At 41.3% G+C, this 16289-nt stretch carries 11 protein-coding genes and 1 pseudogene; 3 read left to right on the forward strand and 9 right to left on the reverse strand.

All coding sequences use genetic code 11. The features are described from left to right. Window positions 1–121: 121 nt before the first annotated feature. From msrB to HT709_RS06285, 8 genes and pseudogenes are all read right to left on the reverse strand, one after another. Window positions 122–1234 carry a peptide-methionine (R)-S-oxide reductase MsrB gene (gene msrB, locus HT709_RS06250; protein WP_000998316.1) on the reverse strand — a complete coding sequence of 371 codons (1113 nt, stop codon included), beginning with the start codon at window positions 1232–1234 and terminating at the stop codon, window positions 122–124. A gap of 10 nt (window positions 1235–1244) precedes the next feature. Beyond that, window positions 1245–1811 (reverse strand): TlpA disulfide reductase family protein, encoded by a 567-nt coding sequence (locus HT709_RS06255; RefSeq protein WP_000759274.1) that lies wholly within the window; start codon window positions 1809–1811, stop codon window positions 1245–1247. A 20-nt stretch (window positions 1812–1831) separates the two neighbouring features. Then, complete coding sequence (gene ccdA2, locus HT709_RS06260; RefSeq protein WP_031233594.1) at window positions 1832–2542, reverse strand: thiol-disulfide oxidoreductase-associated membrane protein CcdA2; 711 nt, start codon at window positions 2540–2542, stop codon at window positions 1832–1834. A gap of 198 nt (window positions 2543–2740) precedes the next feature. Next, window positions 2741–3601: a YihY/virulence factor BrkB family protein gene (locus HT709_RS06265; protein ID WP_023936357.1), complete on the reverse strand. Its 861-nt coding sequence runs from the start codon at window positions 3599–3601 to the stop codon at window positions 2741–2743. Between the two features lie 178 nt (window positions 3602–3779). Beyond that, window positions 3780–5834 (reverse strand): sodium:proton antiporter, encoded by a 2055-nt coding sequence (locus tag HT709_RS06270; protein WP_050261883.1) that lies wholly within the window; start codon window positions 5832–5834, stop codon window positions 3780–3782. Window positions 5835–5845: 11 nt separating this feature from the next. Then, window positions 5846–6100, reverse strand: coding sequence for a hypothetical protein (locus HT709_RS06275; protein WP_000361085.1), 255 nt, complete (start codon window positions 6098–6100; stop codon window positions 5846–5848). Then, entirely contained in the window at window positions 6093–6650 is a 558-nt protein-coding gene (locus HT709_RS06280; RefSeq protein WP_172925609.1) for a class I SAM-dependent methyltransferase, read from the reverse strand. The genes HT709_RS06275 and HT709_RS06280 overlap by 8 nt, the downstream gene beginning before the upstream one ends. Next, a pseudogene (locus tag HT709_RS06285) lies at window positions 6634–7590 on the reverse strand (TIGR01212 family radical SAM protein). Before HT709_RS06285 ends, HT709_RS06280 begins: the two are co-directional and overlap by 17 nt. A 91-nt stretch (window positions 7591–7681) precedes the next feature. Between HT709_RS06285 and HT709_RS06290 the strand changes: the two are divergent. The 3 genes from HT709_RS06290 (at window position 7682) to HT709_RS11820 (ending at window position 9108) form a co-directional block, all read left to right on the forward strand. Then, window positions 7682–8041, forward strand: coding sequence for a DUF3397 domain-containing protein (locus HT709_RS06290; RefSeq protein WP_172925610.1), 360 nt, complete (start codon window positions 7682–7684; stop codon window positions 8039–8041). A 210-nt stretch (window positions 8042–8251) separates the two neighbouring features. Beyond that, a complete protein-coding gene (locus HT709_RS11815) occupies window positions 8252–8497 on the forward strand; it encodes a transposase (RefSeq protein WP_031222748.1) in 246 nt (81 codons plus the stop codon). 380 nt (window positions 8498–8877) lie between these two features. Further along, complete coding sequence (locus HT709_RS11820) at window positions 8878–9108, forward strand: transposase (RefSeq protein WP_014017217.1); 231 nt, start codon at window positions 8878–8880, stop codon at window positions 9106–9108. Between the two features lie 247 nt (window positions 9109–9355). Here the strand turns inward: HT709_RS11820 and bgaA are convergent, their stop codons facing one another. Next, complete coding sequence (bgaA, locus tag HT709_RS06300; protein WP_172925611.1) at window positions 9356–16057, reverse strand: LPXTG-anchored adhesin/beta-galactosidase BgaA; 6702 nt, start codon at window positions 16055–16057, stop codon at window positions 9356–9358. Between the last annotated feature and the right edge of the window lie 232 nt (window positions 16058–16289).

A 16289-nucleotide genomic window follows, 5' to 3' on the forward strand; every position in this document is an offset into this window, starting at 1 on the left:
TTATGTGTTTTATTGTTAGAAAATTTGCTTTATTCTCTCCTCAAATTGAGTTTTTGCCCAGTCTCAACCCTACCCACGGCAAGGCGACGCTGACGTGGTTTGAAGCGATTTTCGAAGAGTATTAATCAACATAATCTAGTAAATAAGCATAGCCTTTTTCTTCCATTTGGTCTTTGGGAATAAAGCGGATAGAGAGGCTATTGATACAGTAGCGTAAGCCGCCCTTGTCCTGTGGACCGTCCGTAAAGACATGGCCAAGGTGAGAATCTCCTACTCGACTTCTCACTTCCATGCGCGTCATATTGTAGGACTTATCTTCCTTGTAGGTCACAACATCTGGACTGATTGGTTGGGTGAAACTAGGCCAACCACAACCAGACTCAAACTTGTCCTTTGATGAAAAAAGAGGTTCCCCAGTTGCTACATCCACATAGATACCAGATTCAAATTTATCCCAGTAGCGGTTTGAAAAAGCCCGTTCTGTTTGATTTTTCTGGGTAACTGCATATTCCTCAGGTGACAGGGTCTTTTTCAATTCTTCATCGCTTGGTTTGGGATATTTGCTGGCATCAATGACGGGATAGGCTGCCTGATTGACATTGATATGGCAGTAGCCATTTGGATTTTTCTTGAGATAGTCTTGGTGGTAATCCTCTGCCACTACAAAATTCTTCAAGGTTTCCTTTTCAACTGCTAGAGGTTGATCGTATTTCTTAGCTACCTCATCAAAGACTTGGTTGATCACTTCTAAATCCTTGTCATCTGTGTAATAAACACCAGTACGGTACTGGGTTCCCACATCATTTCCTTGTTTATTTTTGCTGGTTGGATTGATAATGCGGAAATAATGAAGCAGGATTTCCTTGAGGGAAATTTGATTGGCATCATAGGTAACATGAACAGTCTCCGCATGACCTGTTTGGTTAATCAATTCGTACTTGGTTGTCTCCCCTCTACCATTTGCATAGCCTGATACGGCATCTGTCACCCCGGGAACGCGTGAGAAATATTCCTCCACTCCCCAGAAACATCCCCCAGCTAGATAAATTTCGTGCAAGTCTGCATCTTTACTCACTTCTGTTTTTTTCACTGTTTTTCCTCCTTGGCTGACTGCCGCTTTCTCAATTTGCGAGGCATCTGTCTGCCCTGCATTTCGCATCAATAGAAAATAGAAACCGGTTATGGCTAGGAAAAATACTCCTAGCAACAAGATGATTTTTAGCTTATCATTCATAGGACACCTCCTAGGCTAATTCCTTCAAAGTTTGCAAAATCGCATCTTTTTCCATGAAACCTGGTTGCGTTTTGACCAATTTTCCTTCACCATCTATAAAGGCTTGAGTTGGGTAAGAACGAACACCATAACTTTCCAAAAGTTTGCCTGATGGGTCAACTAGGACTGGGAAATTTTTATAATCCAAGCCCTTATACCAATTCTTAAAGTCCGCTTCAGATTGTTCTCCCTTGTGTCCTGGTGACACTACTGTCAAGACCACATAGTCGTCGCCAGCTTCTTTAGCAATTTCATCCGTATCTGGAAGACTAGCCAGACAGATGGAACACCAAGAAGCCCAGAATTTGAGATAGACTTTCTTGCCCTTGTAATCAGACAAGCGGTAGGTCTTGCCATCTACTCCAGTTAGCTCAAAATCAGCCACCTCTTTCCCTTTAGCCGTGCTTGTTTTACTAGCTGTCTGCTCCATCTTCATCTCATCTTTCATTTGGTGTTCACTGGTCATGGACTTGCCTGAACAAGCCGTCAAACAAAGGAGCGAACCTGCTCCAAGAACACATGTTTGCCATTTTTTCATACTGATATTCCTTTCCATTTTTATTCAAATAATTGACTTAAAATTGAAGCATTTCCAAATAGAACCAAGAGTCCCATCACAATAATGAGAAAACCACCCACTTTTTTGAGAATCCCGAGATAGGGATGAAGTTTTCGGAAATGTTTCAAAACATAACTAGAGGCCAGAGCTAGAATCAAGAATGGTAGCGCCAAACCCAACGTGTACACCAACATGAGACCCGCTCCCTGCCAAGCTCCTGAGCCACCTGAAGCCGCCAAGGCCAAAACAGACCCCAGAACCGGCCCCACACAAGGCGTCCAAGCAAAACTAAAAGTCAACCCCAGTAAAAACGCCTGACTATAGCCCTTACCATTTTGCCCCTGTCCTTGCAGTTGTAACCTCTTTTCCTTATAAAGCCCCTTAAAATGTAGAATCTCCATCTGGTGCAAGCCTAAGAGAATGATAACCGCACCTGTCACATATTGGAACCAAGAAGCATAAAGCAAATCGCCTAAAAAACCAGCTCCATAGCCCAACAAAATAAAGATAAAGGAAATTCCTGCTATAAAGGCTAGCGTTCGCAATAAACTAGTGACTGAGATTGAAAATTTGCCACTAGAAGCTTGAGCACCATCCTTATCATCTAGTAACACCCCTGCATAAACTGGTAACAAGGGTAAGATACAAGGAGAAAAGAAGGATAGAATCCCTGCCAAAAAGACACTTAGAAAAAAGAAAATATGACCCATAAAGTTCCTCCTATCATTTTATTGATAGATTTATTATACTCCTTCCATTTTCGAAAAAACAGGGACAATGATAGGGAAAAATAGGAATTTAATCAGATGATTTAGAAATCTTGAACAAAAACTGTCAAAGCACAAAAGCGCATAGTATCAAGGCTTTATAGAACCTTGATACTATGCGTTTTTGTAATAGATAAATAGTTAATCTTTATTAAAGCTCGGATCTTTCAAACTCTGCACACTGGCATTGATCACCGCGCCTAGAATAACAATTTTGGCAATTAAGATAAACCAAAACATCATAACAACAAGAAGAACGGAACCTAAAATTCGGACATCCACCAAATGATGGACATAGTAATTGAGATAACTAGAAAACAGAGTTAGTAGAACTAAAATCACTAAGAGAACAAAGGCACTACCTGGTAGGGTATAGCTAATTTTCCTGTTAGATAGATTAGGAAGAAAATAATAAAGCATGACCAAGATAGCAAAGAGGAGGGCGTAAGTCAGAGGACCTGCCAAACCTTGTAAAGCCTGATAGATAATGCCATCTTTTGTCCAATAATGAGCAAGTAAATCCAAAATCATTTGCCCAAATAAGCTCAAAAACAAGGCAAAAGCAAAGAGGAGCTGCAAGCCAAAACTGACTAGGAGACTCACCATCTGATGGGAAATAAGTCCACGACTCTTTTCAACACCATAAGCCTTGTTAAAAGCTTTTTGCAAGAAATTCATAGATTTTGAAAAACTCCATAACGCCGATAAAACAGAAAAACTCAATAAACCTGTTGAAGGTTGCGTCAAGACTTCTCTGGCTATTTTTTCCACACCTTCATAGAGGCTTGGGGGCAGGACGTCTTTCATAAAGCCCAGAAATTCTCCCACAGGAATCTGAAAATAGGGGAGAATATTGACCACCACCAAAAGCAGGGGAAAAATCGAAATCAACCAATAGTAGGCTACTGCGACACTGGTCAACTCACTATCTGATGCTTGATAATAATGCAAAAAAGCTTTTACTAAAGGCTTGTCTGTCAGCTCTTTCCAGCATTTTTTCATGTCACACTCCTTCACTTACAATCTTATACTCAATGAAAATCAAATAGCAAACCAGGAAGCTAGCCGCAGGTTGCTCAAAGCCCTGCTTTGAGGTTGTAGATGAAACTGACGAAGTCAGTCACATATATAATCCAAGGCGACGCTGACGTGGTTTGAAGAGATTTTCGAAGAGTATTAACTAATTTCTTCTTACCAATTCCACCATATCATAAGGCAGGGTATTGGCAGCTTCCTTCAAGGAATAGTTCTCTAAGTTATTGACATTTTGTCGTAACTTCTTGGCATACTTGGTCGTAATCAATCGTTTCTCTTCATATTCAAAAATCAACTTGCGCTCCAAATAATAGCCCCTCAGCATCTCATCAATATTATTAGGTTTGACACGTGTAATAACCCGTTCGACAAAGGCACCACTGCTGATAATAGCTGTTTCTCGAAGACGAGACTCCTGCATAAAACTAATCAAAGAGCGTCTATAGACTCCCTTCAGGTTTTCCAAACTTTCAATAATCATCTCTGTATTGGCAAGATAGAGCTCTGCTATTTGGTCGTAATCAAGAGCACGGAGACGGCTTTGCTCCTTGTCCTTCCAGCTACGGAAGGTCTTTCCGAGAGTAAAAACTTCATGAAGGAGAAAACGTAAAATCCGCAAAGAAACAAGGAAATAATAGGTCAATCGTGACGCAAATTTACGATTGATGCCTCGTTCTATATTTTTCAGATAACGTTGGTAAACTCGGTAAGCACGATTGCTAATGTTCCCCTCTTCATAGGCCTGTTCCAATCCATCACTTTCAATACTAAGAATCAAGAGTTTCAAAGCAGCCCAGTCTTCTTGATCATCCTGGTTTTCTTGGCTTAAAATGAGATTTTCAATACGTCCATGGTAATTGTCAATAGCCGCATAGAGGGGAAGTTTATTTCTGGTGTCTTCCAACTCTTTTTCCAACTCCAGCGTTACTTCATTCAAAATGGCGATATGCATGAGATAGTCCTTGCTTTCTTCCTCTTCATCAGAAAGATAAGGCAGAACCAAGAGACCTGTTAAAAAGCTTACAAGCGTCACACCTGCGACAAGGAAAAGTAAGAGAGGATACTCCTGTTCTAAATTACTTGGTATCAAGAGAATCGTAGCAATCGACACCGTTCCCTTGACACCTGAGAAGGTCAAGAGAAGCATATCCTTCATATACTTATTTAGCTTTTTCTTGAGACGTCTAGTCCTATAGGCATAATAGCCATAGATCATGACAAAACGAATAGCAAAGAGGACAAAGGTAAGAGCGACAAGAGATCCCAATAAAAGTAAGGGATTATAGATTGGATTGGTCAAGATAGGCTCTGCTATCATTTCCAACTCCATCCCTAAAATCACAAAGACAGAACCGTTGAGCATAAAGTTCACTGTATGCCAGACCGTCTCAGTCACCGTATCCACTTGGGCTTCGAGGAGCGTAATTTTCTTAAAACGGCTTGCCTTTAAAATCCCAGCAACCACAACGGCAATAATCCCTGAAACATGGACTTCTTCTGCCAGAAAGAAGGTCACCAAGGGCAAACTCAATTCCAGAAGGAGTTCACTAGCTATATCCGTTGCTCGCACACTTAATAAGAAGCTATGAAGGAAACGGTTGGTCATGGCTGTTAGAAATCCAATTAAAAAACCGCCTAGGATTGAAAAGATGAGCGAACTACTCGCTTGCCCAAGGGAAAAGGCCCCAGTTGTCCAAGCTGTCAAAGCTACCTGAAAGGCAACCAAACCTGATGCATCATTCAAGAGTCCTTCACCCTTAAGGATATTAGACACGCGCTTAGGAAAGCTAAACCGCTCCGAAAGAGAAGCAAAGGCAACCAAGTCCGTAGGCCCAAGGGCCGCCCCAACAGCCAAGCAAGCTGCCAAGGGAAGACTAAGCCAAAGAAGATGGGCCAAACCACCCAAACTCAGGGTCGAGATAAAAATCACTGGAAATATGAGATAGATAATAATTCGCCAGTGTTTTAAAATAGCCGTAACATCTGCTTCTTCAGCCTCTCGGAAAAGCAAGGGTCCGATAACCAGTGCCAAAAACAACTCCGTATTAAGGTGAAAGTCAGTATTGGGTAAAAAGAGACCAATCACAATTCCCAAAAGAATTTGCACCAAAGGGAGAGGCAAAAAGGGCAGGAGCTTATTGGTTGTACTTGAGACAATCAAAACCAGTAAAAACAGGATGAGGTAAATCAGTAATTCCACGCACGTCCTCCTTAATCTTTTTTACAACAGGATTCAAATATCTCCTTCTGCTCTTTGATTTTTTGGTCAATCTTGGAACAATCCTTGTGCTCAATTTTTCTCTGGCACCGTTCCATTTCAAGAGCAACTAATTTTTTCTTGATTTTAAGCATTTTTTTGCTCATATGCGCTTGGTCTAGCACTCCCACTGCTCGTTCGTGGTGGGTTGATTCAACAAAATTCTGGCGCATGGCATCCAGCTTTTCACGTAGGTATTGTTTATCCATGTCTATATCTCTCTAATTTTTCAATCATTACTAAAAACGGTGGGTTGTTGACTTGGTTTAAAGTTCGGTAAATGGCAGCTGTGTACTCTTGTTGGTTCAACTGGCTAACAAAATCCAAAACAGCATCCCTCTCGAGGTCGCCTCCTTCATGACCATAGTAGATCATGATAGCAATCCGTCCACCTTTGACAAGTAAGCCACACAGCTTTTCTAATGCTTCAATCGTTGTCTGAGGTCTGGTGATGACAGACTTATCAGCTGATGGCAGATAGCCCAGATTAAAAATCCCTGCCTTGGCTTCTGTCACAAACTGGTCCAGTGTCTCATGGCCTTGCAAGATTAACTGGGCATTTGTGTAGCCAGCCTGATGCAAACGCTCTTGGGTCTTTTCCAAGGCTTGCTTCTGAATATCAAAGGCATAGACTTGCTTGGCTAGCTTGGCTAAAAAAAGCGTGTCATGACCATTTCCCATAGTCGCATCCACTACGACATCCTCTTTTGTCACGACCTCAGCCAAAAAATCATGTGCCATCTCAAGTGGTCTTTTCATTTTCAAACTCCTGTTTTACAGCCTTGCATCCTTGAACACTTCCACGACGTCGCATCTCCATCTCAATGCTGTTGAGAGCTTCCCATTTATTGAGGCTCCACATAAGCCCAATCAGCATATCTCTCGGTGCATCTCCTGTAATTCGATGGATGACAATATGTTTGGGAATGATTTCCAGTTGGTCACAGATGACCTTAACATATTTGTCCTGGCTCATCAACTGCAAACGTCCTTCGTGATAATCTCGTTGCATACGTGTATTGGTCATCAGGTGAAGCAAATGCAGTTTAATCCCTTGAATATCGTTATCCGTGACACAACGGCGGACATTTTCAACCATCATCTCATGAGTTTCACCAGGTAAACCATTGATCAAATGGGAAACAATCTCAATTTTTGGATACTTTCTCAAACGCTTGACCGTTTCCACCTACAATTCATAAGAATGCGCGCGGTTAATCAGGTCAGAGGTTGCTTCATAAGTAGTCTGCAAGCCTAATTCAACCCTCACATGCATGCGCTCCGACAACTCAGCCAAATATTCGATGGTTTCGTCTGGTAAACAGTCTGGGCGCGTTCCAATATTGATTCCTACCACACCTGGGTCATTGATAGCCTGTTCATAACGCTCTCGAATAACTTCCACCTTTTCATGGGTGTTTGTAAAATTTTGAAAATAAACCAGATACTTCTGAACACCTGGCCACTTACGATGCATAAAGTCAATTTCCTTATAAAATTGCTCACGGATAGGCGCATCTGGTGCCACAATGGCATCTCCAGAACCGGAAACCGTACAAAAAGTACAGCCTCCATGAGCCACAGTTTCATCACGATTGGGACAGTCAAATCCCGCATCAATAGGGACTTTAAAGGTCTTTTCTCCAAAGAGTTTTCGATAATAATCATTCAAGGTATTATAAGATTTCATAACTCTCATTATAACAAAAATCACCCACAATCTCAAAAGCCTGACTTTCCTATAAATTCCTCTGTTTCTCGTTTCCATTAGCCTTTTTTTATGATACAATATGGATATGATTTTAATGAAATTAGCATCTATTTTATTATTGATACTGACTCTAGTAGTCTGCATTATCATAACCAAACTTTTTAGATTAAAAAAACTAGGACGAAACTTTGCGGATTTGGCCTTTCCAGTCTTGGTATTTGAGTACTACCTGATCACAGCTAAAACCTTTACCCATAATTTCCTCCCTAGACTGGGGCTAGCCCTCTCAGTTCTAGCCATTATTCTCGTCTTTTTCTTCCTTTTGAAAAAACGCAGCTTTTACTATCCTAAATTCATCAAATTCTTCTGGCGTGCAGGATTCTTATTAACCCTTATCATGTATATAGAAATGATTGTTGAATTGTTCTTAATGAAATAGTCGAATCCCTAAGCATTTTCTAGGGATTTTTGCTTTCTCTACAAAATAGTATAGACAATAACACTATACAATTTTATACAAAGAAAAGAGTCTGGGACAATAGTCTCTTATCTCCAAAAAAAGCAACGGATTTGCTGTTGCTTTTTTGCATGGTTGCGATAGTCTTGGTAAAATAGAATTGCCCAATAAACCGTTTAGAAAGGCTATCCCATGCATATTCACTATAACACAAATCAAACAACTTTACCACTAGAAATCAGTTCCTTCTTACCACAAGACCATCTCGTCTTTACTATTGAAAAAGTGGTGAATACCTTGGAGGAACATCACTTCTACGCCTTCTATCATGCCTTTGATCGCCCGTCTTATCACCCTAAAATGCTTGTATCTACTCTTCTATTTGCCTATTCACAAGGGATTTTCTCTGGGCGAAAAATTGAAAAATGGAAGAGTTAGTGACCTTAGATTGTTTGTTTATTGACGGAACTAAGATTGAAGCCAATGCCAACAAGTATAGTTTTGTGTGGAAGAAAACGACAGAGAAATTCTCCACCAAACTTCAAGAACAGATACAGGTCTATTTTCAAGAAGAAATCACTCCCCTTCTGATTAAATATGCCATGTTTGACAAGGAACAAAAGAGAGGGTATAAACAGTCAGCTAGAAACTTAGCGAATTGGCACTATGATAACAAGGAGGATAGCTACACACATCCTGATGGCTGGTGCTATCGTTTTCACCATATCAAACATCAGAAAACACAGACAGACTTTCAACAGGAAATCAAGGTTTACTACGCCGACGAACCTGAATCAGCCCCTCAAAAGGGACTGTATATGAACGAAGGCTATCAAAACTTGAAAGTTAAAGAATGTCAGGCGCTTTTATCTCCCCAAGGTAGACAGATTTTCGCTCAACGCAAGATTGATGTGGAACCTGTCTTTGGGCAGATAAAGGCTTGTTTGGGTTACAAGATATGTAATCTGAGAGGGATGCGTCAAGTGAGAATTGACATGGGATTGGTACTTATGGCCAATAACCTCCTAAAACATAGTGAAATGAAATAAGAACAGGACAAATCGATAAGGACAGTCAAATTGATTTCTAACAATGTTTTAGAAGTAGAAGTGTACTATTCTAGTTTCAATCTACTATACAATAAGAGAACGACTCAAAATTAAAAAGCTAGAGTTCCGCAATTGGAAATATCTAGCTTTTTTGTGGTTGAGAACTATTTTGTCTCAGGCTCTTTATCTTCTATTTAGGACAAGAGTTTTTCTTTGGTCTTTAATGATAAAGAAGGTATCAAAATTTCTAGTCTTCTTTTTTACCTTTAGTAACTACTAATCCTGCACTCAAACCTAGAAGAGCTAAACCTGCTGCTACTGCTGCTTGGCTTGCCGCACTACCTGTATTTGGTAACTGGGCTTTATTAGTTTGACTAGCTTCACTTGAATCAATTGGTTTTGTATCTGCTTTTTCTGACACTTGTGGTTTTTTAGCTTCTTGAGCTACTGGTTTGGTTCCAACCAAGATGATGCGGTCTGTCGGAGCTTCTACCACTTCACGGAGTTTTTCTTCCTTACTTCCATCAGGATTAATCGCTGTAAAGATACGTTCTTTACCAGTTTTTCCTTCTTGTTCTACACGAGTTTCACCTAGATACAGTGTTGAATCTTTTTTCTCAACTGTCTTGTATGCCAAATCTTTTTCAACAAATTCGAGTTTTGGAAAATCTTCTTGTACAGCAGCAACTGTCTTCTCAGAAACTGGTTTTTCCTTAGTCAACTGGATACGGTATTCCTTGACTTGTTTTCCACTTTCTGAAACGAGGCGAACAAGTACTGGAAGACTATCTTCTCCACTATCTACCACAGTCGAAGCTACTTGATTGTTTTCTTCAACTGAGACTTTTGGCCGTTGACCTTTATAGGTGATTTGGTAGTCTTGACGATCTTCAGCGAAATCAGCAAGTTCTTTTCCATCTACAAGAATCTTCGATTGAGTGCTTTCTTGAGGCAATTCGCTTGGTGCAAGAAAGGTCAGCTCAATCATCGCAACACCGCTCTTATCTGCTTTACGCTCCATACGCCATCTCATAGCTTTGGCTTTGATAGCTTTAAATGTTACGTTGATTTCATCACCAGCTGCAATGTCTTTATCCGCACGATAAGGCACAGCTTCCCAATTTTCTGGATTGTTAAATGGATGTCCAGATTCGTAGGCTTGGTAGTTTGAATAGTAGATAGGCACTTCAAAGTCTGGGCCGACATAACGTTCCAAAACAAGTTTAGATGGTGCATCTGTACCACTATCTACAAAGAACTGAACTTTTCCTTGTGCAACAGTCCGTTCTACAATCTTACCATTTTCACGGAAGATTACGCCTGCTGATACTTCTGGATTGGTAGACGGTCTTGCAGACCAGTTTGTCCAACGACGATTTTCTGAATGATCTCCGTCATTGAGATAATCCACACGGTCATGGGAGCTTCTATCAATATCGTTAGTGGCTGAAGCAAAGGCCTGGTTACTGTTTTCATCATACTCTGGGTTATCTGAAAGAGCTTCGCCTAGCTTGTCTGTCACTCGTACAGTGAACTCAGCAACAAGATCACTACCAAGAACATGGCCTCGAACGGTAAATTGACCTGCTTTTGTCAGATTTTCTGCTGGAACTTCTTCCCATTCAACTGACAAGTCTTTTGTTTCGTAGCCATCTTTACCTGTGAAGTAAACTGGAACCTTAGTCGGCAATTCAAGTGCTTGACCTACTTGTACCAAGCGAGCTTGTTTAACCGCAGCAACTGGTTTATAAGAAAGTAAGTTCTTATCCTTAGTGAAGTGCAGACGGTATTCTCCTAAGATGTCGCCATTTTCAGCTTTCGCGATGACACGAACTGGCTCACCTTCACGAACGCTTGGAACGACGGTAGCGAGACCATTGTTGCTAACACTTGCTGTGACTGCCGGAACTTTTCCATCTACAGACTCAAGGTAGTAGTCTGTCAAATCAGGGTTGAAGTTTGCTAAGTCTTTGCCGTCAACTTGGATTCTTGTTTGTCCTTGTTTGGCTGCCGCAACTTGTTTCGCAAAGATTTGTACCTCTGTGATAGACGTTCCACGCTTGTTATCTGCTTTAACCATGCGAATACGAATAGCATAGGTTTCAACTTTATCAAAGCTAAAGTGGTTCATTTCTCCAGCCTTGAGTTGAGCAGGGGCTTTTAGATTAGTAACTGGTTTCCAGTTGGCAGAATCATTAAAGACATGGTCCTCATTACCAACAAAACTAGGGTTTTTAGGAGCTGTTGGGACAGTCTTACCAACATAATACTCAATCACATAAGACTTCGGTGCACCAACTCCATGGTCTTCGTGGAATCCGACACTTAGATTATCAACGGAGCGTTTGCTCAAGATACCTGAATCTCCAAACAGAACACCGACTGAAGCTTCTGGATTACTACGATTCCAGTTTGTCCAACGATTGGCTGGTTGGTTATTGTAGGAAATGAGCTTGTCATTAACATTTGAAACTGGGTCGCTTGGATTTGAATCTGAAGCAAAGGCAAGTGGCAATTCTGAACCGGTCCATTGGTCAGAAATGTTTGCACCTTGCTCAGTTTGAGCAGATACGCGAACATGAAGTTTAGTTGTTAATCGCGTACCTTCTAAGCGACCATTAACTGTAAAGACACCTTCCTTAGCGTATTGCTCTGGACGAATCGCATCCCATGCAACCTTAGCTGATGAAACGTGACCATTTGAATCATATGTCCGAACGCTTTCTGGTAATTGTGGTGCTTCTGCGATTGGAGTTGTCACACTGACTTCTTCAACTGAAACGATACCTTCTACAGAGACTCTTGCACGCGCTTCAAGGTCAATTCCTTCAACTTTACCTAGTACTTCAAAGGTTTGATAGGAGTCTAGTTTTTCTTTCGGAATAGCTTGCCAAGTGACTTTGTGAGCTTTAGGGAAACCTTTGTCATACTCAACCGTTACTGTTGACGGAAGAGTAGGTTCTTGGTGTAAATCTGTCACTACATTTACTGGACGGATAGATTGCGCAATCTTCTTCTCAGTATTGGCCTGGATAGTGAGATCAACTTGGCCTTTAGCTCCCTCGTATTCCGCTTTGAGAGTGACTGCTCCTGACTTATGTAACTCAAGCATTCCTTTACGAATTGCGACTTCCCCTTCACCACTTGTAGAGAAGGTTACTTTATCAGCTGGTAATACAGCTTGCGTTCCATCTTGATAGTGAGCTCGAACCGACAATTTGACAGTTTGGTCTTCTTTGAGACTGTCAGCTTTTTCCACTTGCAAGCTCAAGTGAGCAATTTTTGGTGCTTCTTCAAGGAATTGAATTGCATAGGTTTGAAGAGGGCCACCATCTTTAGGCTGAATAAAGATGCTCGCACGCATGCCGTTTGCTGCGCTTGCTTGAAGAACTGTCACATCAGCATTTTCAGCACTTGCTGTGACTTCTGGCAGTTGGGCACCATAAGATAGAGTACGATATTGCATTGGTTGTCGACTAGTAAGACCTGTTACTGCCTCACCTCCAACAGTAACAGTTGGCACTACAGGTGCTGCAGCATTTCCTTCTTCTACCACAAGGGTTGCATGAATTGGTTGACCTTCTAAATAACCGGTCGCTTGAATACGAGAACCTGGAATTGCTAACTTAACTTTATCTTCTTCGGCAATCTCCCACTTGTCCACTTCATACTCTTGTACACTTCCATCGGTCAAAACATAGGAAACAGATTTGTCTACAGAATTCAAGTTAGTATTTGGAGCAATACGTTTAACTGTTGGTAATTCTTTCGCAATTGCTAGAACCTCGACATGAGCCTCTACCTCACGTCCATTTGCTGTACCTTTAACAGTCACAACTCCTGCTTGACTAACATCGACTTGAGACCAAGTTACTGGAAGTTTTTCACGACTACCGTCGCTGTATACAAAACCTACTGTTTTCGGCATTTTTGGTTCTTTACCAATTAATGTACGAACTCTTGCTACTTCTGTCCCCAAAACAGTCTTCTCTTGTCCTTCTTTCTTACCAGTAAAGACGGTAACTTGGTCCGATTTCAAGAGATCTGAGTGGGCAGTCAGAGTGAATTTACCTGCTTGTTCAGTTGATTTAACGATGGCAACCCCTTTACCGTTAAAGGCTCTACGGATCCATGAACCATCTGCTTGCGCCTTATAGCGTTCTCGGCTGGCTTGTTCCCCATTATCGACACCGACTAGTTGACCTTGTCCATGCAATTGGAAACGAACCAAATTATTGGCAGTTGGTACAACATTTCCTTCACTGTCTACGATTTCGTAGTAGATGTAAGTCAAGTCTTTTCCATCTGCGGCGATGGCGTGTTCTTCCTTGACGAGGCGAACTCCTGCTGGTTGCCCTGCAGTGGTAATCTTGTCACGTGCAATTTCTTTTCCAGCTTCATCGCGAGCTACAGCTTCCAAGGTACCTGGTTGGTAAGCAACCTTCCACTCAAGATAGAGTTCCTTAGCATTCGCACCTTCTTGGTAGGTACGACCATCGCTGGTTTGTTTTTTGTTGAAGGTCTTAAGACCAAGAGATTTTCCATTCAAGAACAATTCTACACTAGAAGCATTCGAATAAGCACGAACTGGAATCTTACCTTCTGAGTCAGCTACTTTGGATGCTAATTCTTTGTTTTCCCAGTTCCAGTGAGGAAGAAGGTGTACCATCGGTTTCTTCTTAACAGAAACCCATTGGCTTTGGTAGAGATAGAAGTCATGTTTTGGAATGCCGGCTGTATCTACGATACCAAAGTAAGAGCTCTTAACAGGAGTTTGATTTTGGTTGTGCCATGGTGTAGGTTCACCAATATAGTCCGTACCTGTCCAGATAAACTGTCCAGCATAGCCAGCGTTGTCACGGTCAAAAGTCCATGAAGCGGTTGCTGTTTTCCCCCAACCCACACGATCATTCCCATAGTCAGACTGTTCATAATGACGCTCAGGTCCATTGCTATGTTTCAATTCACGTTCAGGGCGATAGTAACTTCCACGTGTACGGGTAGCTGAAGATGTTTCTGATCCATAAATCAACCATTTTGGATGCTTAGCTCTAAGGGCTTTGTAATTATCTTCAGAATAGTTAAATCCAACAGCATCGAGTTCATCAGCAATTTTCTCATGCCCTCCGCTACCATTACCGAAACGGAATTTATCTGCTCCCATGGTAACATAGCGAGTCTTATCAACATCCTTGATAACCTTGACCAAACGTTTAACAGTTGCTAAAGAGTGGGCATCACCATTAGCTTCACCTATTTCATTACCAATTGACCACATGAAGATAGCAGGGTTGTTTTTGCCTCTTTCGACCATGGTACGTAGGTCAAAATCAGACCATTTTTCACCTTTTCGAGCTTCTGGGTGAGTGGCATCTTTTTCAAAGAAACGTCCATAGTCATAAGGTTTCTTGCCACCATACCAAGTATCAAAGGCCTCTTCCTGAACGAGTAAACCTAGTTCTGCTGCGATTTGCAAGGTTTGCTCACTAGCAGGGTTGTGGGTTGTACGGATGGAGTTAACTCCCATCTCCTTCATTTGTTTGAGACGACGGTATTCTGCTTTATAGTTTTCTTCTGCTCCAAGCGCCCCATGGTCGTGGTGCAAGGATACTCCATGGAATTTAATACGTTCACCATTCAAAGAGAAACCTTCATTTGGAGTCCAGTGATAGTAACGGTAACCAAACAAATCCTTCTTAGCATCAACCAATTGACCGTCACGGTAAACACGCGTAATCAATTCGTACAAGGCAGGTTTGTCATTTAAAACGGTCCAGAGTTTTGGTCTTTCAACTTCTAAAATCGCATCTAGGCTTGTTGATTCATGTGCTTTTAAGGTACGACTCTCTGTACGTACTAGACCTGTCACAGCCTGACCACCACGTTCAACGATTTGATATTCTGCTACAAGTTCATGGTCTTTGTCGTCCGTATTGACGATTTTGCTGGTCACATGAGTTTCAACCTTGCCATGTTGTTGTTCTTCAAGTTTTGGTGTTAAAATAGTTGTCCCATTTTTCTCAACATGCACCTTATCTGTCACTTGTAAAGTCACATCACGATAGATACCACTTCCTGAATACCAACGGCTACTTGGCTGTTTGTTGACTGCATGGACAGCAATCACATTCTCACGACCATCTTTGTTCAAATAGTTAGTGATATCATATGAAAATTGGTTATAACCATTTGGATAATGCCCCACTAACTGACCATTGACATAAACTTGAGAATCCATGTAGACGCCATCAAAAGTAAGGCGAACATTTTTCTTGAGGTCTTTTTCATCTAGTTTGAAAGTCTTGCGATACCAAGCTTCCCCACCGTTAAGCTGTCCACCTTCATTTTGTGCAGGAGATTCATGATCGAAATCGTTAAAAATACTCCAGTCATACGGTAAATCCAATTTTTTCCACGTAGATACATCTGCATCCGGTTTAATGACTTCCTTAGAATTTGCATTGAGTTTAAAGTGCCAATTTTGATTAAAATCCACTTTCCTGTCTTCAATCATTTGATTCACTTCTTCATTTGTTACAGCTTTAGCATCTTCCCTAAGCGGTTTTTCTTGACTTGAAGCTTGTGATTCTATCCTTGGAGCTTTTTCTTCCGGTTTAGCAGACACTTTTTCCTCTTTTGGAGTTACGGCTTCATCTTCTTTCTTCTCAGATGCAATAGCCTCAGTTGAACTAGATTCACTTTGTTCTGTCCTTTCAACTACATTTTTAGTTTCCAAAGCTTTATCAGCCTTTTCTTCTACTATCGTTTTTTCCTCTTTAGGTTTCTCAGCAGTATGAGTAATAAGTGTTTCATCCGCATAAACTACAGATTCTCCAGCTATATTTCCTCCTAATAGAACTGCACAAGTCCCAATCATTACTGAGCAAGCTCCCACAGCAAACTTACGAATGCTATAAACTCTTTTCCGATTCCAATGGCCTTTCCCCATAAAACCCTCCTTATATTATATTTAGTGCAGTTAGCTACTGCCAAAGCCCAAGTGGTACACATTGTATGACAACCTAGTTTCAACAATTTACACTCTGTGAAAATCCAATTCAAACTTCGTCAGCGTCGCCTTGCCGTAGGTATGGTTACTGACTTCGTCAGTTTCATCTACAACCTCAAAACTATGTTTTGAGCTGACTTCGTCAGTTTCATATGCAACCTCAAAACAGTGT

Source organism: Streptococcus sp. 1343 (assembly GCF_013277355.1).
GTDB lineage: Bacteria > Bacillota > Bacilli > Lactobacillales > Streptococcaceae > Streptococcus > Streptococcus pseudopneumoniae.

Bases quoted from the DNA above. Each gene is read 5' to 3' on its own strand.
- msrB (WP_000998316.1), bottom strand. From the start codon at position 1,234: ATGAATGATAAGCTAAAAATCATCTTGTTGCTAGGAGTATTTTTCCTA.
- HT709_RS06255 (WP_000759274.1), bottom strand. From the start codon at position 1,811: ATGAAAAAATGGCAAACATGTGTTCTTGGAGCAGGTTCGCTCCTTTGT.
- ccdA2 (WP_031233594.1), bottom strand. From the start codon at position 2,542: ATGGGTCATATTTTCTTTTTTCTAAGTGTCTTTTTGGCAGGGATTCTA.
- HT709_RS06265 (WP_023936357.1), bottom strand. From the start codon at position 3,601: ATGAAAAAATGCTGGAAAGAGCTGACAGACAAGCCTTTAGTAAAAGCT.
- HT709_RS06275 (WP_000361085.1), bottom strand. From the start codon at position 6,100: ATGGATAAACAATACCTACGTGAAAAGCTGGATGCCATGCGCCAGAAT.
- HT709_RS06280 (WP_172925609.1), bottom strand. From the start codon at position 6,650: ATGAAAAGACCACTTGAGATGGCACATGATTTTTTGGCTGAGGTCGTG.
- HT709_RS06290 (WP_172925610.1), top strand. From the start codon at position 7,682: ATGGATATGATTTTAATGAAATTAGCATCTATTTTATTATTGATACTG.
- HT709_RS11815 (WP_031222748.1), top strand. From the start codon at position 8,252: ATGCATATTCACTATAACACAAATCAAACAACTTTACCACTAGAAATC.
- HT709_RS11820 (WP_014017217.1), top strand. From the start codon at position 8,878: ATGAACGAAGGCTATCAAAACTTGAAAGTTAAAGAATGTCAGGCGCTT.
- bgaA (WP_172925611.1), bottom strand. From the start codon at position 16,057: ATGGGGAAAGGCCATTGGAATCGGAAAAGAGTTTATAGCATTCGTAAG.